This is a genomic window from Streptomyces sp. CB00455 (genome assembly GCF_001905445.1).
In the GTDB taxonomy this organism is placed as follows: Bacteria; Actinomycetota; Actinomycetes; order Streptomycetales; family Streptomycetaceae; genus Streptomyces.
Window position 1 is genome coordinate 516,586 of record NZ_LIVQ01000004.1, and the last position, 23,033, is coordinate 539,618.

General features: G+C 67.9%; 20 protein-coding genes. 13 read left to right on the top strand and 7 right to left on the bottom strand.

What is annotated here, in order from left to right; all coding sequences use genetic code 11:
• Window positions 1-36: 36 nt before the first annotated feature.
• The 6 genes from AMK16_RS19690 to AMK16_RS19715 all read left to right on the top strand — a co-directional run bounded on the left by AMK16_RS19690 (window position 37) and on the right by AMK16_RS19715 (window position 6,222).
• Window positions 37-267: a hypothetical protein gene (locus AMK16_RS19690; protein ID WP_073917460.1), complete on the top strand. Its 231-nt coding sequence runs from the start codon at window positions 37-39 to the stop codon at window positions 265-267.
• Window positions 268-497: 230 nt separating this feature from the next.
• Window positions 498-1,781 carry a DUF3631 domain-containing protein gene (locus AMK16_RS19695; RefSeq protein ID WP_073917462.1) on the top strand — a complete coding sequence of 428 codons (1,284 nt, stop codon included), beginning with the start codon at window positions 498-500 and terminating at the stop codon, window positions 1,779-1,781.
• A 413-nt stretch (window positions 1,782-2,194) separates the two neighbouring features.
• Window positions 2,195-2,977 carry a DUF2637 domain-containing protein gene (locus AMK16_RS19700; RefSeq protein WP_242438816.1) on the top strand — a complete coding sequence of 261 codons (783 nt, stop codon included), beginning with the start codon at window positions 2,195-2,197 and terminating at the stop codon, window positions 2,975-2,977.
• A gap of 96 nt (window positions 2,978-3,073) precedes the next feature.
• A complete protein-coding gene (locus AMK16_RS19705; RefSeq protein ID WP_242438800.1) occupies window positions 3,074-3,730 on the top strand; it encodes a plasmid mobilization relaxosome protein MobC in 657 nt (218 codons plus the stop codon).
• The gene (locus AMK16_RS19710; protein WP_073917467.1) at window positions 3,730-5,412 is read left to right on the top strand and encodes a relaxase/mobilization nuclease domain-containing protein; all 1,683 of its coding nucleotides are present in this window, start codon (window positions 3,730-3,732) and stop codon (window positions 5,410-5,412) included. Before AMK16_RS19705 ends, AMK16_RS19710 begins: the two co-directional genes overlap by 1 nt.
• A gap of 276 nt (window positions 5,413-5,688) precedes the next feature.
• Window positions 5,689-6,222, top strand: a complete 534-nt coding sequence (locus tag AMK16_RS19715) for a hypothetical protein (RefSeq protein ID WP_073917470.1) — start codon at window positions 5,689-5,691, stop codon at window positions 6,220-6,222.
• Window positions 6,223-6,252: 30 nt separating this feature from the next.
• On the opposite strand, the gene AMK16_RS19720 is transcribed toward AMK16_RS19715, so the two are convergent.
• From AMK16_RS19720 to AMK16_RS19750, 7 genes are all read right to left on the bottom strand, one after another.
• Window positions 6,253-7,206, bottom strand: coding sequence for a hypothetical protein (locus AMK16_RS19720; RefSeq protein WP_242438801.1), 954 nt, complete (start codon window positions 7,204-7,206; stop codon window positions 6,253-6,255).
• Window positions 7,207-7,241: 35 nt separating this feature from the next.
• Window positions 7,242-8,264: a glycosyltransferase gene (locus AMK16_RS19725; protein WP_073917472.1), complete on the bottom strand. Its 1,023-nt coding sequence runs from the start codon at window positions 8,262-8,264 to the stop codon at window positions 7,242-7,244.
• Between the two features lies 1 nt (window position 8,265).
• Window positions 8,266-9,558, bottom strand: coding sequence for a serine--tRNA ligase (serS, locus tag AMK16_RS19730; RefSeq protein ID WP_073917474.1), 1,293 nt, complete (start codon window positions 9,556-9,558; stop codon window positions 8,266-8,268).
• Window positions 9,551-10,267, bottom strand: a complete 717-nt coding sequence (locus AMK16_RS19735) for a histidine phosphatase family protein (protein WP_073917478.1) — start codon at window positions 10,265-10,267, stop codon at window positions 9,551-9,553. The genes serS and AMK16_RS19735 overlap by 8 nt, the downstream gene beginning before the upstream one ends.
• Window positions 10,264-11,190: an aminoglycoside phosphotransferase family protein gene (locus AMK16_RS19740; RefSeq protein ID WP_073917481.1), complete on the bottom strand. Its 927-nt coding sequence runs from the start codon at window positions 11,188-11,190 to the stop codon at window positions 10,264-10,266. The genes AMK16_RS19735 and AMK16_RS19740 overlap by 4 nt, the downstream gene beginning before the upstream one ends.
• Window positions 11,190-12,440 carry a methionine adenosyltransferase gene (locus tag AMK16_RS19745; RefSeq protein WP_073917483.1) on the bottom strand — a complete coding sequence of 417 codons (1,251 nt, stop codon included), beginning with the start codon at window positions 12,438-12,440 and terminating at the stop codon, window positions 11,190-11,192. The genes AMK16_RS19740 and AMK16_RS19745 overlap by 1 nt, the downstream gene beginning before the upstream one ends.
• 77 nt (window positions 12,441-12,517) lie before the next feature.
• Complete coding sequence (locus AMK16_RS19750) at window positions 12,518-13,411, bottom strand: aminoglycoside phosphotransferase family protein (protein ID WP_242438802.1); 894 nt, start codon at window positions 13,409-13,411, stop codon at window positions 12,518-12,520.
• A gap of 210 nt (window positions 13,412-13,621) precedes the next feature.
• Here AMK16_RS19750 and AMK16_RS19755 point away from each other — a divergent pair, with 210 nt between their 5' ends.
• From AMK16_RS19755 to AMK16_RS19785, 7 genes are all read left to right on the top strand, one after another.
• A complete protein-coding gene (locus tag AMK16_RS19755; protein WP_143196835.1) occupies window positions 13,622-14,821 on the top strand; it encodes a helix-turn-helix domain-containing protein in 1,200 nt (399 codons plus the stop codon).
• Between the two features lie 19 nt (window positions 14,822-14,840).
• Window positions 14,841-15,554, top strand: coding sequence for a creatininase family protein (locus AMK16_RS19760; RefSeq protein WP_073917488.1), 714 nt, complete (start codon window positions 14,841-14,843; stop codon window positions 15,552-15,554).
• Window positions 15,555-16,002: 448 nt separating this feature from the next.
• Window positions 16,003-17,163 (top strand): hypothetical protein, encoded by a 1,161-nt coding sequence (locus AMK16_RS19765; RefSeq protein WP_073917490.1) that lies wholly within the window; start codon window positions 16,003-16,005, stop codon window positions 17,161-17,163.
• Window positions 17,160-18,341 carry a caspase family protein gene (locus AMK16_RS19770; protein ID WP_073917493.1) on the top strand — a complete coding sequence of 394 codons (1,182 nt, stop codon included), beginning with the start codon at window positions 17,160-17,162 and terminating at the stop codon, window positions 18,339-18,341. Before AMK16_RS19765 ends, AMK16_RS19770 begins: the two co-directional genes overlap by 4 nt.
• A 71-nt stretch (window positions 18,342-18,412) precedes the next feature.
• Window positions 18,413-19,879, top strand: a complete 1,467-nt coding sequence (locus AMK16_RS19775; protein WP_073917496.1) for a hypothetical protein — start codon at window positions 18,413-18,415, stop codon at window positions 19,877-19,879.
• A 612-nt stretch (window positions 19,880-20,491) separates the two neighbouring features.
• The gene (locus AMK16_RS19780; protein ID WP_242438803.1) at window positions 20,492-20,974 is read left to right on the top strand and encodes an NUDIX domain-containing protein; all 483 of its coding nucleotides are present in this window, start codon (window positions 20,492-20,494) and stop codon (window positions 20,972-20,974) included.
• 541 nt (window positions 20,975-21,515) lie between these two features.
• On the top strand, window positions 21,516-22,991 hold the full coding sequence (locus tag AMK16_RS19785; protein ID WP_073917820.1) for an ATP-binding protein: 1,476 nt from the start codon (window positions 21,516-21,518) through the stop codon (window positions 22,989-22,991).
• Window positions 22,992-23,033 lie beyond the last annotated feature (42 nt).

Consider the following 23,033-nt stretch of genomic DNA (forward strand, 5'->3'; position numbering starts at 1 on the left):
CGCGTTCGCCGACGGCTGTGACGAGAGGAGTGCTGCGTGCGGGAAAACCCGACCGGAACCAGGTCGAAGGGGATGAGTCGCGAGGAGGTGTTGGCCTTGCCGGCGGCCATTGACCTGGACACCAGCAATCGCGCGCTGGGCCTCGGGCGGAGCAAGGGCTACGAGCTGGCCAAGCGGGGCGAGTACCCGTGCAAGGTGCTGCGGCTGGGCAAGGCGTACCGCGTGGTGACCGCAGACCTGCTGGACCTGCTGGGCCTGGCCGCTTGAGGCGGAGAGAAAGTAGCAGACGATTCTGCGCGGAGCTGACACAGAAATGCTGGACTGTGCCAGGGGTCGGACGTACTGTTCGTCGTCGCCCGGCTCCGCCAAGGGCTCACGGGAAACGAATGAGCCCCCGACGCGCCAACGTCGGAGGCCCCGGCAACATCCCCACACGCGATCACACGGTCAACCCGAGTGGCCTGCACGCACGCGGCCACACGAGAAGGAGCTGCCTCTTGAAACCTACGACATCCACGCCCCCTGCCGCACCCGCCAAGACGGGCTGGCCCGTGCCCGCGATCCCCGGCCAGCTGGATGCCCACCTGCGCGGCGCACAGGACGGAGAGCTCGACGCAGCCGCCGAATCCTCTGTCGAGGCCGATAGCCCTCCGGAGCCGCGGGCCCCCGCCTCGGAGGGGGAGCAGTTCCTGGACGAGCTGTGGACCACGATCCGCCGCTACGTGGTCATGCCCAGCGAGGAGGCCCTGACCGCCACCACGCTGTGGGCGGCAGCCACCCACCTGCAAACCGTGTGGCAGCACGCCCCGCGCCTGGCGGTGGTCGGGCCCGCGAAGCGGTGCGGGAAGTCGCGGCTGCTGGAGGTCCTGATCGAGACCGTCCACGATCCGCTGATCACGGTCAACGCGTCAGCGGCGGCGATCTTCCGCTCGATCAGCGAGGGCAATCCGCCCACCCTGCTGGTGGACGAGGTAGACACGATCTTCGGGTCGGCGAAGGTCGCGGAGAAGAACGAGGAGATGCGCGGCCTGCTCAACGCGGGCCACCAGCGCAACCGCCCCACCCTGCGCGTGTCCGGCCCGAACCACGACGTGCAGAAGTTCTCCACCTTCGCCATGGCCGCCCTGGCCGGCATCGGGGACCTGCCCGACACGATCATGGACCGGTCCGTGGTCATCCGCATGCGCCGCCGTGCCAGCGGCGAGAAGGTGACCTCCTGGCGTTACGGCCGCGACGACCTGGCGGTCAGGGCACTTCGGGAGCGGCTGGCGGCCTGGCTGGCCAGCGTCCGCGACGAGGCCATCGCGCTGGAGCCCAAGCTCCCGGTCGACGACCGCGCCGCCGACACGTGGGAGCCGTTGATCAGCGTCGCCAACCTCGCGGGCGGGCGCTGGCCGATGATCGCCCGTACGGCGTGCAAGGCCATGACGGACTACGAGTCCGGGCGGGACCAGGACGGCGGGCTGAAGATCCGCATCCTGACCGACATCCGCAAAGCGTTCGCCAGCGTGGGTAACCCGCCCGCCCTGCGGACCGCCGACCTGCTGAACTTCCTTAACGAGGACCCTGAGGCGCCGTGGGCCGAGATCAGCTCCGCCGGGCTCACCCCACTGAAGCTGCGGGCCCTGCTGACCGACTACGGCATCAGCTCCGGCAACCGCCGCTTCCCCGGCGGCAACCAGGCCAAGGGCTTCACCCTCGCGCAGTTCACCGACGCCTGGACCCGGTACTGCCCGCCGGAACAGCCCGCTCACAAGGCAGCACCCGCCACCGGGCCGTGACCCGCCTCAACTCGTCCCACCCGTCCCCGCGCAGGTCAGCGCGGGGACGGGTCAGGACGCCGCAACGGGTCAACCCGACATCACCACGCTGCTGACCTCGCCGAACACGGCAGGCGCGGCTCTCCGCCGCCCTCCGAGGAGTGTCGGCGCGGTCTGCGGACCAACACCCGTACCGACCCGTCCCCACTCGTCCCACCGACCGTCTCCGAGCCGGACGCCCCGTCCCTCGCAACGAGTCGGGTCGACATCAGCCGCTCACCCGTACCTGCTCTGACCAGCGACGGGACGAGTGGGACGAGTCCGCGCCCTTCACGGCCACCCGCCCCTGTGGTCCCCGCCAACTCCCCGGAGCCTCACGCTTGCCCTCGCACGCCATCCCGTCCTCCCCCACCCCATCTCCGGCTCGGCCCAAACTGGCCGTGGCGATTCGTACCGGGGTCGCGCTCATGGCGCTCGGCGCGTTCGCGCTGTCCTACGACGCCCTGCGTCAGATGGCCGCCGCCAGCCACGTCCACGCAGCCCTCACATACGTCTTCCCCCTCCTCGTCGACGGCTTCATCGCCCTGGGAATCGGCGCGCTCATGGTTCTGCACGCCGGACCTCTGCGCGCCCGCCTTTACGTGGCCTCGCTGGTCGCACTCGCCACGGCCACAAGCATCTGGGCCAACGTGCTCCACGCGATCCGCCTCAACCAGCAAGCCCGCCACACCGGACTCCCGCTGGACGACATCACCGTGGGCGCCATCTCCGCCATCGCTCCGCTCGCACTGGCAGGCGCGGTCCACTTCTACTTGCTCGTCCAGCGCCAACCCGCCACGCGCCACAACACCGCAGACGTCCAAGCCGCCACGCGCCACAAGCCCGACGTCGTGGACGAACCTCGCCAGGTGCTGGCAGCCGACGCTGGGGCGCCAACACCCGTGGAAACGAGCCGGGATGTGGCCGAGCCTGCGGGGAAACAAGAGGCGGAAATCAACACCCCGCCCAAGCGCAAGGGACGCAAGCCCAGCGCCACCTTGGAGCAGGCCATCGAGATAGGCCGCACCGCGCAGCCCGGCCGGGACGGACACGCCTCCCGCCGTCGCATCGAGGACGCCGTCCGCGACAAGGGCTTCACCATCAACAAGGACCTCGCCGAGGAGGTCAAGGACCTCCTCCAGGCCGAACTGGACGAGCACGCCGCCGCCGTCCACTGATCCAGCCTGCCCACCCGTACCGGCACCGCGGGTGGGCAGGCACCTTCCCCGCACTCCGCCCGCTGAGGCGACCCCACCTCCGAAGAAAGGCCCGGCATGTCCGACCTGCACACCCCCGACCTCACCGTCCACCAGCAGCACAACACCCGTACCCCAGCCCCAGACCAGGCAGCAAGGTATGGCGTTGGACCGTCCAAGGGCCGGTCCAACACTGCCTCCGCCCCGGGGGTGGCGGAGGTGCAACCCCGGCGCGAGGGCGCACCGGGGCAGGAGGCGGCCGGTGGCGCCGACGCCGGCCAGCCCGTCGTGCGTGCCGCCGACGAGGCCGCGCTGTACCGGGTCGCCCGCCGTCGCGCTCGTGACACCGAGCAGCGCAAGATGCGTGTCGATGTCCGCTACAGCGCCGACGAGCACACCGAGATCCTCGCCGAGGCCCGCCGTCTGAATCTGGCCGGCGCGCACTACGTCGGCGCCGTCGTCATGGCCCACCTGAACGGTGATCTCGCGCTGCCCGGCCAGCGGACCTCCCACGATGACCTGATCGACGAGCTCGCCGCCCTGCGGTTCCAGGTCGCCGCTATCGGCAAGAACGTCAATCAGATCGCCTTCAAGCTGAACTCCGGCGGCCATCCACACCCTGGGGACACAGCCCTTCTCGCGGAAGCCCGACGCGTCCTCGGCCTGGCCCGTGACGCCGCCACGTCGATCGATGTGGCCTCGGACGATGCCGCCACATCGAAGCGAGCCGCCTAGTGATCGCGAAGATAGGCAAGGCCGGCGCCAACACCCGCGGGGTCCTGAGGTATCTGTACGACACCGTCCGGGCCAAGGATCACACCGACCCCCACCTCGTGGCCTCCTTCGACGGCTTCGCCCCCGATCCCGGACGCGACCCCGACGCCACGCTCGCCCAGCTCGCCACGGTCCTCGACCTGCGGGTCAAGCAGGCGGGCGACCGGGCACGCGACAAGCACGTGTGGCACTGCTCGGTGAGGGCCGCACCCGAGGACCGGATCCTGTCGGACGAGGAGTGGGCGGTGATCGCCCGCCGTGTCCTGAACGCCACCGGCATCGCTCCCGCCGGCGACCCGGACGCCTGCCGCTGGGTCGCGGTCCGCCACGCCGAGGACCACATCCACATCGTTGCCACCAAGGTCCGCGGCGACCTCAGCACACCCCGCAACTGGAACGACTACTTGCGCGCCGACAAGGAGTGCGCCGCGATCGAGAAGGAGTACGGCCTGCGCCAGGTCGTGCGCGGCGACCGCACCGCCGCCAAACGCCCCACCCGTGCCGAGAAGGAGAGGGCCCTGCGCGCCGGGCACACCGCCACGCCCCGGGAGAGGCTGCGGGCCAGCGTCCGCACGGCGGTGGCGGCTGCCACGGGCACCGAGGAGTTCTTCACCATCCTCCGCGACGCGGGCGTGCTGGTGGACATCCAGCGCTTCCCCTCCGGCGACATCCGCGGCTACAAGGTCGCCCTCGCCGACGACAGGAACGCCAAGGGCGAGCCGGTGTGGTTCTCAGGCTCCACCCTCGGCCCCGACCTGTCCTACCCCAAGATCAGCGAACGCCTCGCACCCACGGAATCCGCTCCCATGGGCCGGCACTCCGGCCGTCGGCGAACGGCATGGCAGCAGGTCACCGACGCCGTCGACCAGATCCCTGACGTTCTCGACCAGGCCGACGACGCCGTGGGCCAGGCTCACATCACCGTGGTCGCCGAAACCCTCGACGCCCTCCCCCTCATCGCCCCCGCCAGCTACAGGCCCCAGCTGGCCCAGGCAGCCGCGGCATTCGAGCGGGCCAGCCGCTCCCGCATCCGCGCCCGCCACCAGCAGGCCCAGGCCACACGCCGGGCCATCAAGGCGATCGTGCGTGAACCCGCGCCGAAGGACGGAGCCCTCCTAGCGATCCTCCTCGACGCCCTGCTCGTGGCCGTCGTCGCGGCCCAGCACTGGCACCACAACCGCCAGCACGACCAGCAGGCCGAAGCCGCCCGCCAGGCAGCCGAGCACCTGCACGCCGCCTACCAGGCAGCCGCCATGCAGCCCCTGACCGTGATCCAACAGCGCGGTTTCCGTCTGGCCGTCACGGTGCAGCAGCGGCAGGCCGCCCTCGTCCGCCAGGCACTACCGGACCTGGCCGAGCAGATCCTCACCGAGCCCGGCTGGCCCGCCCTCGCCGCCACCCTCACCGACGCCCAGAAGGCTGGCCACGACCCGACCGTCCTGCTCACCGAAGCCACCCGACGACGGGAACTCGACACCGCCGCCTCCATCAGCGACGTCCTCGTCTGGCGCCTTCGCGGCAGCGCCCACCTGCCCGCCACCCCTCACGGCCTACCTGCCCGCGGCAGCCGACGCACCCCGCCGGCAACCCCTGCCGCACAGCCGGCGGCCAGGGCAGCGAGCGACTCAACCCGCCGTCGCTGACCGAGGAAGGGCGGCCGAAGCACACGGCAAGCCACCCAGCGCAGGGACAGGCAGCCGGTGGCGGGAGCCCTTCCCGCCACCGGCCGCACGCCATCCGGTCAGACCGGCTGCCGGGAACTGCCCGGCTGCCGGTCGGCCTCGCTACGGTTCGACGTTCGTACAACCAACTGTCCTAATTGGTCATCAGGATTCAAGTTGGTTCAGAACCGGCGGGTCAATCGGTCGAGATCCTCCACCCCCATAGCCGCTCCGCTCCTTGGATCTAGCGTGTCAGCCGTGCCTGACATCGAGTACGAGAGTCGCGGGGTTCCGCTGGAGGAGTACCAGTTCACCCCCCGAGACCATCGCGAGCAGCAGCAGCGCGACACCATGAGGCAGTTCGTTAGCCGACAGGTCGAGGAGGACGTTGCAAAGTGCCGGGCAGACCCGGAGATGGCTGCGCGGCGCCGCCAGGCGTTCGAAAATGCCTGGAAGCTGATGCAGTCCTTCAAGAAGGCGGACCACGAGATCATGCGGTGGCGGGTCCGTCTGTACTGCGGCCACATCGCCGAAACTCGGCGTCACTACGAAAGCTGCAATCCCACCCTGCACGGCTCCTCCTCGATGGACTGCCCAGAATGCGGGAAGGAGTCTTCGGCGATCGTGGCCTTCGAACCCATCGGACTCGTGGGAGAGCCGCCCGCCGCTGCTCGTGAAGAACTGGCAGCTCCTCCACCGCCAAAACGGCCGACCCGTGCTGAGCTTGAACGCCGCATCGCCCAGCTGGAGAAGGAGAACGAGCGCCTTCGAGTGCTGGGCCGCATCGATTGACGCCCTGGACAGCGCTTTCGTCGCCGTCGTTTACCGGAGCGCCTCTTCCTCGATGAGGCAGGCGACTGCCGGCCACGGAACGCGCAGCTCGCCAAAAAGAGTCCAGTAGGCGAATGCCTCGCGGACCATGGCGCTGACGCCGAGGCGGGCAGCGTCCGGGGCGATGGCGCCTATGACTCGCCGCGTGATTCCTCCCGCTCCGCGCGCCGCGGGAGTGATTCCGTGGCCGAGGAGGAGTGTGGCGGTGCGGATAGCGTCGAGCGTCGTCGGCGGTGCCGACTGGGCGAAGCGACCGTAGACCAGGTCGTACCAGTGTTTCCGGGTACGTGCCCAGGCGAGGCGTTCCAACCCGGTGCCGAGGTCCACAGCCAGGCGGTCCGGGTGGTCGGTGTTCCACAGGAGGACGATGTCGCCGAGGGTGAGGTCCAGGTGGCGGAAGCGCAGGGTTAGGCCTTCGACCTCTTTTCGGCGCCAGGGGATGAGAGTGCCGTAGATGCTCAGGTGCCGAGCGTGGAAGCCGAGTCGGGAGAGGACGGTCAGCCAGCCGTCGAGGATGGCTCCGTACTCGTCTAGGTCCTTGATGGGTTGGACTCGGGAGACATTGACGAAGGAGGTCAGGAACCCCTCGGCCAAGAAGCCCCTGGCGTCGCGTTGGCCTGTGAAGCGGACGACTGGCTGGGGGAGGAATCCACTCCGATAGGTGTGGGGCTTGCCCTCCTTGAGGAGGGGGTCGAGGGCCTGGACCGCGGAGATGGTGAGCTCGGTCTCTCGGCCCCATCGGAGCGGAAGGCAGGCGTCACGAGGGGCGCCGTTGCCCGCGAACCCGTGCTGCAGACCGTCCAGCAGCTCGCGCCACGAGGGTGGTCGACGCGGCGAGCTGTAGGGGGTGCCTCGAAGCGGGTGTTGGATCTGGATGCGGGAGCCGTCGGCGGCGAACTCCCAGTGGGGACCTAACGCCGCGCGGAGCACAGCGGGTATCCGCAAGGCCAGGGAGTCTCCGGCCAAACTGCTTGCCCCAGTCAGCACGATCGGGCTGCCATCGCCGAGAAGTGCCGCGCAGGGTCGAAGCGGCGCAGGCCGATCTCTTGGACCTGACCGTGGTCGAGGCCCTCCGCCTGCTCGATGGCGTGTGCCAGTCGGCGGGCCGCTGTCTCGTCGTCCTCATCGGGATCGGCCACGCTGATCGCGCCGGTCTGGTCGCAGAGGGCGGCTTCGGCGCAGGTGCCGGTTCGCCAGGTGAGGGCGGCCATCGGGGTGCCGGCGCGGAGGGATTCGCCGAACACAGCGGCGCCGGCCTCCACATAGGTGCGGGCGTAGGTGTAGACGAAGACGGACGCTTCGCGGATGGCAGCGGTCTTGGCGGGGCCGCCGAGTTCGCCGACCCACTTGACGTGGTCTGCGCTGAAGAGCCGATCGTGGCGTCGTACGTAGCCCTCGTCGAAGACCGGTCCGACGATCCGGATCCGGCGGCCGAGTATCTGAGCAGCACGTACGGCGATGTGCGGAGCCTTCTCCTCGTCGATCCGGCCGAGCCACACGAGGTCGGTACCGGCGACCGCCGGCGGCTCCTCCTCGTTGAGGCCGAGGTGCACGGCCAGCTCGGGGATCGGCCGGTGGTCGGCGTACCGCTCGATCATCTCGGGCGAGTAGCAGTAGAGCCGTGACCGCTTGCCGTCGAAGGCGGTAGCGGCGTGCTGGAACACCGGAGAGTGCTGGAACGTGGCGACGTCACAGTCCAGGTCGTTCCAGGTGCGGGTCCAGGCGGGCAGCGAGGGGTACTCGTGCCCCACGATCAGAAGGTCGTATCGGGCGCCACGGAGCTCGCGCTCGGCGAGCGATCCAGCGGTGACGTCCTCCAGACGGACCGGCTTACGGACCCAGTCGTTCTCCAGGTCCGTGAGCCAGCCCGGCCCCAGGAGGTGTACGTCGGCGCCTGCGGCCCGGGCGCCGACGGCGACCGCCCACAGCCATCGTTCGATCCCGCCGTACCCGGCGGGTGGAAAGGCGTAGCTACCAGGGAAGTCGCAGACGCCGACGAGCACGTTATGCCTCCGGTGTTCCGTCCGCCGAGATACGGCGGAAGCCGAGGTACGGGAAAAGGGATTCGGGAAGGACGAGGGAGCCGTCCTGCTGCTGGCACTGTTCGAGGAGCGCGGCCAGGGTGCGGCCGATGGGCAGGCCGGAGCCGTTGAGGGTGGCGACGAGCTTGGGCTTGCCGTCCTCGCCTCGGGTGCGGATGTTCGCGCGACGGGCCTGGAAGGTGCCGAAGTTCGAGATCGAGGAGATCTCCCGGTACGTGTTCTGGCTGGGGATCCAGACCTCGATGTCGTACGTGAGCTGGGCGGAGAAGCCCGTGTCACCGGCGGCCAGCTTGACGACGCGGTACGCGAGGCCGAGCTCCTTCAGGCACGCCTCGGCGTGGCCGACCATCGTCTCCAGCGTCACGTCCGCGTCCGCCGGGTCGACCATCTGGACGATCTCGACCTTGGCGAACTGGTGCTGGCGGATCAGACCGCGGGTGTCGCGACCGTACGAGCCCGCCTCGGACCGGAAGCACGGAGTGTGCGCGGTGAGGGCCAGCGGCAGATCGGCCGGCGGGATGATCTCGTCGGCGTAGAGGTTGGTCAGCGGTACCTCGGCCGTCGGGATGAGGAACAGCTCGCGGTCGGCTACGCCGGTCTTGAACAGGTCCTCCTCGAACTTCGGCAGCTGCCCGGTGCCGGTCATCGTCTTGCGGCTGACCAGGTACGGAACCGCGTGCTCGACGTACCCGTGACGGCGGGTGTGGATGTCGAGGAAGAGCGTCGCCAGGGCGCGCTCCAGGGCGGCGCCCGCCCCGCGGGAGACGACGAACCGGGGGCCTGACAGCTTCGTCGCCCGGGCGAAGTCGAGCATGCCGGTGCTCTCGCCGAGGTCGACGTGGTCCTTCGGCTCGAAGGAGAAGGCCGGCGGGTTGCCCACGCGCCGTACCTCGACCGCGAACTCGTCGGAGTCGCCGTCCGGGGCCGCGTCGTCCGGCAGGTTCGGGATGGTCAGGAGCAGATCCGTCAGCTCCTCCTGCACCTGCTCCTGCTCGGTGTCGATGTCCCGGATCTGGTCCTTCAGCTCGCGGGCGCGCTCCTTGAGCTTGGAGATGTCGCCGCCCTGCTTGGCCGTCTGCTGGACCTCGCTCGCCACCCGCTTGGCCTCCGCCCGCAGCTCGTCGGCTGAGCGGATGCTCTGGTTGCGCCGGGACTGGAGGTCTTCCAGCCGGGACAGGTCCAGGGAGTAACCGCGACGAGCGAGCCGACGAACTGCTTCGGCACCCATTTCAATCAGGGCGCGGGCGTCATGCATGAGGAAGATCCTTTTTATCCAGCGAGTGGGATGGGGATACCGCATCGACGGTAGCAACCGTCGACCCCTCGCTGATCCGCAATATCGTCGAGTCACCATCGGTGGCTGATTCGTGGTGAACGCTCATATCAAGATCGTCCAGCAGTGCCGTGATGAGGATGGGGAGCTCGTCATCGGGTATGGCGACCGGCTCGACGTACGGGGCCTCCGGGAAGAACAGCGGCATGCGGTCGTCTGGCGAGCGGTCCCGGTGCCAGAGCAGTACGGAGACGAGCAGACCGTGGCTGACGAGTACACGGGGACCGGGGTGCTCCAGGGCGGCGAGGATCCCGGAGAGCATCCTCCGGATGCCCTCGCGCTGCGATTCTGCGGCACCGGGTGGACGCTGCCCCGCACCGTGAGTGTCGAGCCAGACCGCGTATTCGAGGAACGGGCTGCCCTCGAATTCCCCGTAGTCGAGTTCGTTCAGCCGGCCATCGACAACCAGCGTGGCCGCGGGAACGCCCATCAGAAGAGAAGTCGTCTGCTTGGCTCGCGGGAATTCGCTGGTCAGCCACGTGGACACGGAGTGTAAGGGGAGGGTGGTCCAGGCACGGCTGAGTGACTGCCGGCCTTCCTCGTTGAGGTGGATGTGCTTGGTCGGGTCGCCATTGACGAGGTACCGCTTGCTGTAGTTCGTCTGGCCGTGGCGAACGATGTAGGTGGTCACGTTCCGCTCCGTGGAGTTGATGCCGAGAGGTCGGAGAGCACTTCCGCCATCTGCGGTGCTCTCGGGTCGTCGGTCTCCAGGTAGAAGAGGAGACCGTCGAGGGCGAGCAGGCGGCACCAGGGCGCGAGTACGGGGATGGGGATCCGGGAGATGCGTGAGGCAGTGGTCAGCCGCTCCCCGGTCCTGCGGGCGAGGTCGTAGTAGACGGTCCAGAACGCCCAGTCGAACGCCGGGTCACCCACCATGGGGAGCGGGTCGATTAGGCGCGGGTGCGCTAGCCAGTCGAAGGGCACGTTCTCCCGGTACAGGTCCGCGTGCAGGACCGTCACCCGGCTCGGGTCTTCCTCAAGTTCGGTGAGTGCCGGGAGGGTGGCGTCAACGAGAGGGCGCCAGGCGCCGGTGTCGAGCGCGTGCTCCCGTCGTCGGATCCGGGGGAGGACTTCCCCGTCGAGGTAGCCGGCGAGCCGGGGGAAGTCGTTCGGCCGGTTTCTGCGCCGCCCGAGGGTGTGGAGTCCCTGAAGGGCAGCGGCGACCATCGGCGTCTCACGCGCCGGCCGATCTGCTCCCCCGGGCCGCCCCCCTACGAGTTCGAGGGCGGCCACAGCCAGATCGTCTGCGGCCTCCAAGACGTCTGCCGTTGGTCCGCCGGCCCACAGGCGTAGAGCGTCCACCTCGTGGCGGTACCGGGCGGGGTCGACCCAGGCTTTGAGGAGCAGCGGACGCCCGTCGAGGTCGGTCGCCGTGGCGATCACCGAGGCGTGTCCAGCGTCGAAGTAGTCCCCGAGTGAGAGCTTCCAGCGTTCCGCAGCCCCCGCTAGCAGGCCGGGGACTGCATCTATCCAGCCCTCGACTCTGTTGCCGTAGTGCGCGAGTAAGCGCCGCCTGCAGCCTGGGGGGATCTCTCCGAGCGTCCGCTTCGGCATCAGCTCAGCACGATCCCGTCGGAGACGAGCTCGTCCGTCAGGGCCGGGAACTCGGTGAGGATCTCCGAGACCAGGGCCTGCACCTTGTCGACCTCGGTGTCGGGAGCGGAGAGGCGGACGAGGATGCGCCAGGGCTCATCGAGCCGCTGCCCGGTGGTGCTCACGAGGTGCACCTCCGCGTGGCCCGCGGTCGCCTCGTGGAGCCGGGAGGCCAGCCGCTGCGCGGCGATGTTGTAGAGCTTGCCAACGTGGTAGACGGGGTTTTTGCCGTTCGCCCCCTCCAGGTTCATCGGCCGCAGCGGCGTGATGAGACCGTTCACACGGTTGCCTCGGCCGACGACGCCCTCGTCACCGGACTCGATGGAGCTGCCGGTGTACGTCAGGTACAGCTCGTCCTTCTCCGGCACGTCCCGGGCGTTCAGCCGGAAGCGGGTCTCCGCCCCGGACATCCGGAGGGCGGCGAGCCGGTGGCACTCGGCCAGAACGCTCTCCGAGTTGCGGACGTACTCCGCCCGGCTGGCGACATGGCGCGACTTCTGAGGGACACACAGCACGACGTCCGCCCGGTCCCCGTCCCAGTAGCCCATGAGCTTGACGTCGGAGCCGCACCAGGCGTGGGCGAGGGTGAAGTCACTCTCGCCCGAGAAGTGGTCCACCAGCTCGCGGACGAACGACTCGAACGGGTTCTCCGGCGCCCAGCCCGTCCCGAGGGACGTGTCGTTGGACAGCCGTACCCGCCGCTCGCGGAGGTCGTCGATGGAGCGCGGGTTGAACCAGCGGGTGCGGTCCGGCACTCCGTCACCGGTGAGGACGGCGCCCGGGCTGGAGTTGCTGGTGATGTTGAACGTGATGTCGAGGTGGTTCGACACCTCGGGGAGCCGCTCGGCGAAGAAGGCCCCGACCTCGGCCTCGACGATCTCCTGTACGGGGATCCGTTCCCCGCCGCAAATGGGTGCGGCCCGTCCGTTGACCAGGACGCGGACGGGGGACGTCATCCCGCCGGCGCCGTAGCGGACCTCGCTGGCCCCACCGAGGAGGGCGAGCTTGTCGAAGTTGTGGTGCAGGACGGCACCGAAGTGCCGGACGGTGTAGTGGCTGTAAGCGCGGGACAGCCGCTCGGCGAGGTGGTCTGCCAGGGTGTCCGGGTGGCCGAGGCCCTTGCGCTCCACGATGGTCGTCGCGTCCGGAGTGGCCCTGCCGGTCTCGATGACGAGGTGGCTGTTTCCGATGGTCGTGCTTGTACGAGGCATCAAGAACTCCCGTTCAGGGGGGCTAAGGAAATGTGCGCAGGGCGTCAGCACGCCCGGATGAGCGCTGAAGTGCGAGGTCAGCGTGGGACGCCAGCTGCCCGAAGAACCGCAACGGACCGAGCCAGTGCCCTGTAAGCGGCTGTTGGCTGCTCTTCGGCAGCGATTCGAGAAACATCGTGGGTACTGAGCAGGTCGATGTCGTGTGGCCGCCGGCGATCAAGCCAGAGGAGGAGTCGCCAGGCCAGAACGGGCCCGCTGAACGGCATCGCAGTCAGGAGATCGACCGGAACCCGCTCGTGTGGCACGTCCGCGTACAGCAAGTCACGTACGAGGTGAAAGACGACGTCGGTGTAATCGACGACAGCGGGACCGCAGGCGCTGGCCTCCCAGTCCACGACGTGTAGGCGCTCGCCGTCGACGAGGAGGTGCTCGGGCTTGAGGTCGCCATGCAGGTAAACCACGGGCTGCGAGTCGAGTGGAAGGAGGAACCCTCCCAGCACCCCCCACCAAGACCGCCCCCGACAGCGTGACGAGAGCTGGTCCAGCAGAAACTGGTGCTGGGAAACGGGGCCGGCTTGCCTTCGTTCCCAACCGAAGCCGGGGGTGAGGTCAACAGCAGGTTGATGCACCCTGCCGCTCACATCGAGAACGTGACCTATGTACTCATCGATCGCTTCATGCGCGCCGATCGAGCAGGGCGTCCCAGGCAGCATGCGGAAGACCGTCCAGGACCCAGCCTCGCCCTTTCCCGTGGCCAGAACAGCCGGGGCCGAGACCCCTCGAAGGACGGCCCGCCCAACCGTGTCAGCCTCACGCCGTCGCCGGCCTTCCGGATCGATCTCCACGTAGACCTTCAGCAGTGCAGAGCCGTCCATCGCACGCCGAGTTCGGGAGTGCGGCTTGCCGGTCACTGGCCCGAAGGGGCCGAGATGGTGCTCGATGTCCGTTTCTGTCATCTCAGCGCCGAGCACAATCCCACCTCCAGCCTGCCGCTTTCACGTGAATGACCTTGCCGGGGTTGATGGCCCCGCCGTCGTGCTTGCGCCAAGTAAGCCCGAGTCCTCGCCATCGAGCAGTGGACGGGGTTAACAGGACCGGCTGTTAACTGTTAACTCCCCACGTCAGACGCCACCTTGGACGCATAGTGAGAGGGGGCGGCCGCGATGTGCTTCGGGGGAGAGATGAAGTCCAAGAGCAGACTTCAGACAGCGCGGCTCAGCCGCGGATGGATGCAGGGGGACCTCATCGAGGCTCTTGTTGCCAGTGCCGAGCGCCTCGGCGTCGAATCACCCTCCCCCGCCAGCTGGAAGACGCTCGTCTCCATGTACGAGAACGGTCGACGACCGGTGAGCGCGGACCACCAGCCCCTCTTCCGCGAGGCCTACCAAGCGACGAACGAGGAACTCGGATTCCCGGAGCCCGGAATCCTGCTGGAGAACCGGACACCTCATCCGCCGGCGGGCCCACTCCGGACGAAGAACCCCGTACCGATCAGCCCGGAGCTGCTGACGTACCTGACCTCCCTCCTCGACCAGCACGCCCAGGCCGAGCCGCTTGTCGGTCCACAGTTTCTGCTGGCACCTGTGCAGAGCCAGATGCCCCTCATAGAGCAGATGTGCCAGGACGCCTACGGGCCCTTACGCGAGGACGTCCTGCGCGTCAGCGCTCGGTACACCGAGTTCCTTGGGTGGCTGCATCAGGACACGGGCCACGCGGACAAGGCCATGCGGTGGACCAGCCTCGCCATGGAGTACGCCCAGGAGCTGGGCGACCCCATGTTGATCGCCTACCTATTCCAGCGACGCAGCAACATCGCCACCGAGGCCGGCCACGCAGGACACGGCGCTGGCCTCGCCAGCGCCGCGCTCCGCTTCGCTACACAGCTCTCCCCACGGGTCCATGCCGTCGTACTGCGCCAGCTTGCCAACAGCAAGGCCGGGCTAGGTGAAGCGGCCGAGACCGCCCGTGCGATCGACCAGGCTCTCGCTGCCGCCTCCAGAGGCGATGACGCTGACCCCATGGCCGGGTACTGCTCCGTGGCCTACATCGAAATGGAAGCCGCGAACTGCAACGTCCGCCTGGAACGCCCAGGCCAGGCGGCGGAGATCTACCAGGAAAGCCTCAGGCACTGGCCCGCCGTACAAGAGCGGGACCGCGGCCTGTGCCTCGCACGTCTAGCAACGGCCAACGCCCTCCTCGAAGACGTGGAGGGGGCCCACCAGACCGCCGAGCAAGCACTGGGGATCGCCCAACGGACGGGCTCGGCACGCATCCTGAACGAGCTGTACCGACTTCAACCCCACCTTGCGCCCTGGCGCAAACTGGTGGAAGTTTCAGAGCTGAACAGGGAGCTCGACACGATGAAGAGAGCCGCCCCGTAGTCGACCCTTAGGGAGTGCCGTGAACCTGCTGCCGACCGCCACCAGCACGGACGTCGAGGACCGACAGCCACGCGTCGCCGTGCTCCCCGTCGGCTCCTTCGAGCAGCACGGCCGCTATCTCCCACTGATCACCGACACGGCAATCGCCTGCATCATCGGCCAGGAGGTCGCTGACGCCTACCCGGTCCACCTGCTCCCGCCGATCACGATGTCGTGCAGCCATGAGCACGCCGCGTTCCCCGGCACGGTCAGCATCAGCGCGAAGACCCTGTTCGCCGTGATAGACGACATCCGCGCATCCCTCGCCCGGTCCGGCATCAGAAAGCTCGTGATCATCAACGGCCACGGCGGCAACTACGTCCTGTCGAACATCGTGCAGGAAGCCAACGTCGACGGTCCCGCCGTCTCCCTCTTCCCGCTCAGCGCCGACTGGGACCGAGCCCGCGAGCACGCCAGCTTGGACTCCGACCGCCACGCCGACATGCACGCCGGAGAGATCGAGACCTCCATCCTCCTGCACGCTGCCCCAGAACTCGTGCGAGACGGAAACGCCGATGCCGACCACGACGGCGGCCCACGTCCCTTCCTCCTAGTCCAGGGCATGAGGGCGTACACCACATCCGGCGTGATCGGCTTTCCGTCCTTCGCTACCGCAGGCAAGGGCAAAGCCGTGCTGGCCAGCCTGACCGGCAGCTTCGCCGGCCACTTTGAAGTCCTCGGCACGAACGACTAAAGCCAGCCGAGCCAACCCGCACTTTCCTCGAAGGATTTCTGCTTTGACGCCTGCGACACAGGCTTCCCGATCAGCTCGATAGTCCTCTACCTCGGGACCGGGCCAATGTCACCGGCTGCCTGCGGATCCGACCGTAGGTTGTCGCGGCCCGGCGGACCATCTTCCGCTCGTCGGTGTCGCCGTACCATCCTGCTCAGTCTCTGGCCCGCCAACACCAGGGATCGCCCTGTTGGTCGGTGACAAGGACCCCCAGCCTCCAACACCTCGTACCCCGAGCGGGACGCTACCGGTCTCCCTCATGACCGGCCGGGCGGAGTATGCGGGGATCCGGCTGTGTTCGGGCAGTGACGTGCCGCACAATGGGGGCTCGCCGCAGAGGAGGGGGCTTGGCGTGCCGTTGGTGCATGTCCATGGAATTGGCAACCGAGCGCCGCAGGATCCGGAGCATATGGCTGTGCGCGATGCGCTGTACCGCCAGCATGTCCTGTCCGCGCTGGGCTGTGATCCAGACAAGACGCGGGTCTGGAGCCCGTGGTGGGGCAGCCTGCTCGCGGAGCCTGCATGGGGCTGGGCTTCCCTAGACGTCGCGGGAATGGAGCGGCTCGGCGGCGCCGAAGAAGCAAGCGCCGCGGAGGCGTCGGTGCTAGACGTGGCCGCGCAGGTCGGCGCGGCCGAGCCCGAACGGGTGCTGGTCGCTGCGGCTGCGACCTCGCTGCAGTGGGCCATCGAGATCGTTTGTAAGGCCCTAGCCGGCACCGAGGACGAGCTGCGTGAGGGCGCGGCGTTCTGCGGGAAGGCCACTGCGTACTGGGCTGAGCGCTCGGATACCGGCGGGCGAGGTGACGGACCGGCTGTCTTTCCGTGGCTCGTCGAAGTTGGTGACGACACGGAGTTGCTGGAACGGCTCAGTGCAGAGCTCGAGGCATGGCGTCCTAATCCCGTGCCGAACATCATTGGTTCTGCGGAGGGCTGGGAGACGTTCGGTGCCGCAAGCAGTGTGCCCCGGGCTGCCCGATTGGTGCTGCGGCGGCTCAACTCCTGCGCGGCCATGACTGTCACGCGTGGGGGCGCGGCACTTCTGCGCCGACCCACTCGCAGGCTGGCGCTGCTGCTGGGTGATGTGATGGGCTACTTCGCCCAGCGAGACACCGTCGAGAACAGTTCGATCATTGCCTTGGTTGGCGAGGCGCTCGAAGAGGCTGCCGATCACGCTCGGCAGAACGACGAGCCCCTGGTCGTCGTGGCGCACAGCATGGGCGGCAACATCATTCATGACGTGCTCTCCCACTTCCGTCCCCACCTTCAGGTGGATCTGCTGGTCACCGCAGGGACGCAGGTCGGACTCTTCGAAGAGCTGAAACTCTTCCGCGCCAGCGACCGATCGCTGACCGGAACTGGCGGACGAAAGGTGCCTGCACTACCCAACGTGGGTCGGTGGATCAACGTGGTGGACCAGGCAGACCCGCTCGCCTTCAGTGCGGCCACGGTGTTCGCCGGCGCGGAAGACCTGCACTTCGGCACCGGGGCCTGGTGGGCGCACGGCGGCTATGTCACCTCCCCCCACTTCCACCATCGTGTTGCCATGCGCGCTGCAGAGGGGAAGCGGTGACCACGCTGTGGCAGAGCGAGGACACCGGCCCAGCCATCCATGTCCTGGTCATCGGCGTCGGCCGCTACGACCATTTCAACGGCGGCAGCAAGCACCAAGCCCGCCCCGGAATGCTAGCCAAGGGGCTGGGACAGTTGACCGCGCCTCCGGCCTCAGCGTATGAGGTGTGCGTAACGCTGTTGAAAGAGCTACGTGATGTGCCGGACCGGGCACTAGGCAGCATCGAAGCCGTCATCTCGGCCGAAGATCCGCAGCTTCCCGCAGGCTTCGCAGACCTGTTCCCCGACGTAGACGAGGCGATCGGCACCACAGCCGAGCTCGAAGATGTCCAGGAAGCCTTCGAGCGGTGGTACGAACGGTGCGACAGCGACCGAGACAACGTCGCCCTGTTCTACTTCTGCGGCCACGGCCTCCAGCTGGGCGCCTACGGCGATCACGCGTTGCTGTTGCAGGACACCCGCTCCAGCCGCTTCGCCTCATTCCAAAACTCCATCGACGTGCATGGGACCGTGCAGAACATGCAGGGGAACCGCGCGTCCATCCAGTGCTTCTTCCTCGACGCATGCAGGAGTTCGCAGGACGTGGACGCCACTCTGCAATCGCTGAAGTCCACGGCGCTGGGCCCTAAACTGCACATTTCACATGATCCGGAACAGCTCGTCGTGTATTCCACCGGGGCGGGGGCACCGGCGCACGGCCGCGCTGGTGAGAGCACCCTATTCACCCGGTCTCTTCTCAAGGCCCTCTTCTCGCCCGAGCACCGCCGCGACGGGCAAGGCTGGCAGGTGACGACCACCAGCATCGGGACGGCCATCGACCAGCTCATGCAGTGGCCCGGGCTGCGCCACCGCGATATGCCCGAGCAGCAGTGCGTCACGTCCAGCACGAATGTGCGCGGCGGTGTGCTGTTGCGGTTCCCCAACCGGCCGCAGGTGTCGTTCCACTTTGACACTGCCCCCACCAGCGCATTGGCCACTGCGGCGTGGTCACTCGCCGACCTGCGCGGCAACCAGGTCGCGTCCCGGATGCCAGGACCTGAACCGTGGATTGACTCGGGTCCGGCAGGCGAGGGCGACCTCCATGTCGCATTCGCCGACGGGCCCTACAGCACCACAAGTCAGCAGGTGTGGCTGCAGCCACCATGCTTCCATCACACCGTGCAGGTGGATGTTTCATGACCAGCCCAGCGTCCGGAGCACATACGACACACGTGCATCCCCCTCATCTGGCGGGCGCCACCCCCGGAACGGTGATTGGCGTCGTCGAGCGGCTCAACAGTCGCTCTGAGACCCAGGACGTCTTCCCGCTGATCGCAGGAACCCCACATGCCGTCTCTCTGCGCCGCGGCGAACGCCATCTCCTGCGCGGCTGGTCACCGTACATCCGTCTGCAGCCGACCGTCATCACCGGCGGTAGCACTCCCACCACGGCCCTCACCCCGCCTGCGAAGCCCTCGCTGTCCAGCACGCAGACTCCCCGCTCCAGCAGTAGTGGATGGATCTGCCTTTGGCAGCACGCCGACGGGCAGTGGGAACCCCGCAGCATGGCCACCGACTCTCCCATGGCCTGGGACCGGGACACCAGGCATCGCGGACCTTCCACTCCGCACATCACTCCGGGCACGATTTGGGCTCTACAGACAGGCGGTGCCAACCGTGCCCCCGCCTGCACCATCCTGCCCAGCCAGACCGAGTTGACGGTGAAGCCCCTCTCGACGGCTCTGAAGGGGCCGCTCGAAGTACGACCGGTCGCCGACTCCGGCTACACACTGCTCGAAGCGCTGCGTACCGGGCGCATCCCTGCCGCTCTGGCCATCGAGACCGCGTGGCAGCAGGCTCCCCTGGCCCCTGGGCGCAGGCCCACTCTGTTTGATCTGGCCATCGGATACTCGCTATGCCGACGAGGTGAGGTGGAAGGAGCACAACAATGGCTGCAGGGCCTGGCCTCTCAGCGGACCACCGGCGAGGGAGTGGCGGACTCCCTGGCCATCGGGCTCTGGGTGGCCCACCGGACACGGCGCCGTTTCGACATCCGCAGCGTCGTGGAGCAGCTGGCAGATGACCGCACGCTGCCGATGGCTGCGGAAGGGCTGCGTATTCTGGCCGACACGATGCGGCTTGCCCGAGATCGCCGTAGTGAGCGGCCGGCATCCTGGCGATGGCTCGAGCACTGCCTCAACTCCAGCGCACACACCGCGCTGACTACCTACACCGCCCAAAGTCCCGAGCAACCCACGCGCGCTCCGGCGCGGCGCCTCCCGCCACCACACGAAGAGTCCCTGCACTTCAAACTCGTGCCCGCCGGCGACGGCGCGCACATCAACTGGCAACCCGCGCGCGCACTCCAGCAGCGGATGGTGGCCGCCCGGGCATGGCACGACCCGGATGCGCCCCTCACTCACCGCAGCCCGATGGCGTTCACGCTGATCATCCGTCACCGTGACCCGGAGTGGCTGTGGCACTTCGCGCGGCAGTTGATGACCCGCACGGACATCCGCCCCGTCCTTTTCCGCGACACCCACATCCTGGAACTACGGCTCACCTCACGCGACGTCGCGGCCATGGGACGCGAGTTGGAGGCCATCCGGGAACACGTGAGTGATGGGCGGATGACTCTGAGTATTCCCGGGGTGGAAGACGACATCCAAAGCGGTCTTGCAGGTCAACTGGCAGATCTGCTACCCGGCATGCGCTTGGGCCGCGGCGATGATGCGTAGCCTGCGGGGATACAGCCTCGGGAGTTATACGACGCGATCAAGGCTCGACAGTTCACCAGCAGCATCACCGCCTGGGCCACCGCAGGCAGGGGCTCTGTCGACTCTGCGGTAGGGCGGCCACGCCGCGAACGGACGGCGTGGCCCGACACACGACCAGCGCCGGACGGTGATGAACCGTTGCGCGAAACCATGCAGGCGGCAAGGACGCTGTCAGTCTCGGCCGCATGCGGTTCCCACTCATACGCCCTCGACCCTGACGTACCCGCCCTCAGGATGGTCTCATTCCTGGTCTCATTCACCCCTGTCCGGGGCTGGCCGGGCGAGGCCACACCGAACGCTCCGCCGCAGGTCAGGACGAGTACAACCTCCGCCGGACGGGCGTACGAACATTTGGAAAGCGTTTTGGTCGCACTTCCTGTCACGCGGAGAGTGCGCGAGCGCTGGCCGTCCTCCTGGATGCCGAACAGGCCGCCCCCGAAGAGGTCCGCCACCACTACATGAGCCGAGAGCTGGTCATCGGCTGGATACGCGACACCAGAGGCCGGCCGTCCCATCCCGTGGCGGACCTGGCCCGAAGGCTCCACATCGTGGCGGGCGGCTAGAGTCGAATCCGTGAGCGAGAGCGAGCATGAAGCGAAGATGGCCCACCCCCGCATGGCGGCTGGCGCCCTCTTCTTCGACGAAGCTGATCGAGTCCTGCTCGTCGAGCCGTCGTACAAGGACTATCGAGACATTCCCGGCGGCTACGTCGAGGAAGGTGAGTCGCCTCGACAAGCCTGTGTGCGTGAGGTCCAGGAGGAATTGGGCATCGAGCCGCACATCGGCCGCCTCCTCGTCGTCGACTGGGCGCCGAACCCGGGAGAGGGCGACAAGGTGCTCTACCTCTTCGACGGCGGCTGTCTCAGCGCCGACCTCCGTCAGCAGATTGCACTGCAAGCGGACGAGCTCCGCGGCTACGACTTCCACGGCGCCGAACAGGTGCCAGACCTCACCATCCCCCGCCTCGCGCGCCGAATCGCCGCTGGCATCCAGGCCCGAACGAACGGCCTGACTGCCTACTTGGAACACGGACAGTCGCCGGAAACAGGGGCATGACCACACCGGTGCAGGAAACCCGTCTCCAGCCGGGCCCGTAAGCCACGTCATGCAGCACCGCCGCAGCAGCCAGCAGCTCAGCGTTCGCTGCTAGCGCCGGACCGAGCCCCGCTGCACGCGCCGCCACCCCTGAGAATGTGCCCACCGCCGGGGAAGCACATCTCTGAACTCCGGCTCGCACACTCGGATTGGCCGAGCCCCTGTCGATTCACCCATGGCCTGCTCCATGCCCAATAGGGGGCCAGGCCAGTCCTCTCAGCGTGAACACCACCCGTGGCAACCCGTGTCACCAACGACGCTGTGGCGAACGCGACCTGGACTGAGCAGGCCTCCAGTGGACAACTCTTCTTAAAGATCACCTACGCCCGACCAGCCCCTTTCGGTAGCATGCTCCGAACGGGGGATTTCGGCTGACGCGGGACGAGTTGCAGCGCACTCACCGCACGAAGCCCGAGCAGTCCTGCCACGTGCCGCTTCGCAGAGCACACAGACGAATCGACCACACAGGACTGACCGGGTGCACCGGGTACGGAGCGTGAAGATGGACTTCGACGTTGCCGCGCCTGACCCTGCCGGCATGGTGGCGTCGCTCAGTTCGCTCGGCTACTCGCTTCCCGCCGCCGTCGCAGATCTTGTGGACAACAGCGTCTCCGCAGAGGCCAAGAACATCGACGTCGACTTCACGTGGGACGGACAGGGTTCCTGGATCTCAGTGACGGACGACGGCAAGGGGATGACGGAGCCCGAGCTGGTGACCGCCATGACGGTGGCGGCCCGCGGCCCATCCGCCGAACGGAGTGCCACGGATCTCGGTCGTTTCGGTGTGGGGTTGAAGTCCGCCTCGTTCTCCCAGTGCCGCAAGCTCACCGTAGCCACAGCCAAGGACGGGATCTGGCACGTTCGGACGTGGGACCTCGGTGTCGTGGAGCACTACAAGGAGTGGCGGCTACTCCGTGACCCCGGCGACACAACCTCGACCCTCCTGCGTCGGATCGCGGGAAGCATGCAGCACGGGACCGTCGTCCTGTGGGAGCAGCTCTCCGGCTACCACAACACCGCCGTGGCCGGCGACGACGAAAAGACGCAGGCCCAGTTCTATGCGGAGGTGGAGCGTACCGAAGCCCACCTCTCGATGGTCTTCGCGCGTTTCCTGAAGCGTCCGGTCCGGTGCCGGATCCGGGTGCGCGGCTCCGACCTCTCCCCGTGGGACCCGTTTCTGTCCACGCACCCGTCGGTACAGCGGATCCCCTGGGAGCCTTTGCCGTTGGGATCGCAGTCGGTGCGCGTGGAGCCCTTCATCCTCCCCACGGCACAGCGTCTCTCGGAGGCCGAATACGAGTCGGCTGCCGGGCAGAGGGGGTGGCTGGGGCAACAGGGGTTCTACGTCTACCGCCGTGATCGCCTGATTCTGGCCGGTGACTGGCTGGGGATCCGCGGCCTGAAGCGCGAAGAGAAGTACAACCTCGCGCGGATCGCCGTGGACATCCCTGCGGAGGCCGACGCGGACTGGGGCGTGGACGTACGCAAAGCGAGCGTGGTTCCCCCCGTCTCCTTGCGCCGTCACCTGGAGAGGATCGCCAGGTACACCCGCGAGGCGGCCTCCCGTTCCGCACGACAGCGTGGTCAGGTGGTGTCGCGGGCGCACGGTGACCCCCTGAGGTTTGCCTGGAATGTGAAGCGTCACGACGGCCGGATCACTCTGCGTATCAACAGAAAACACCCCTTGGTGAAGGCAGCGATGGATGACCAAGGGGGCAATCCGGAAGTCGTCCGCTCGATGCTCCGCCTCCTTGAGGAGACGGTCCCGGTCACGGCGCTCCGCATGCTCCACGAGACCGACACGGTCGACGACCCCGAACCCTTCGGCGGTCCAGGGCCAGCCGCTCCCGAGACCGTCGACATCGCTCGCCGGGTGTACGAGGCGCTCTTGGAGCAGGGCCGCTCCCCTGAGGACGCCCGGGGAGTACTCGGCTCCATGCCTCCCTTCGACGAGCAACAAGGCTTCTGGAACTCCTGACCCACCTGGTAGCCCCACTCCCAACCGACCCGGCCGCTGGAG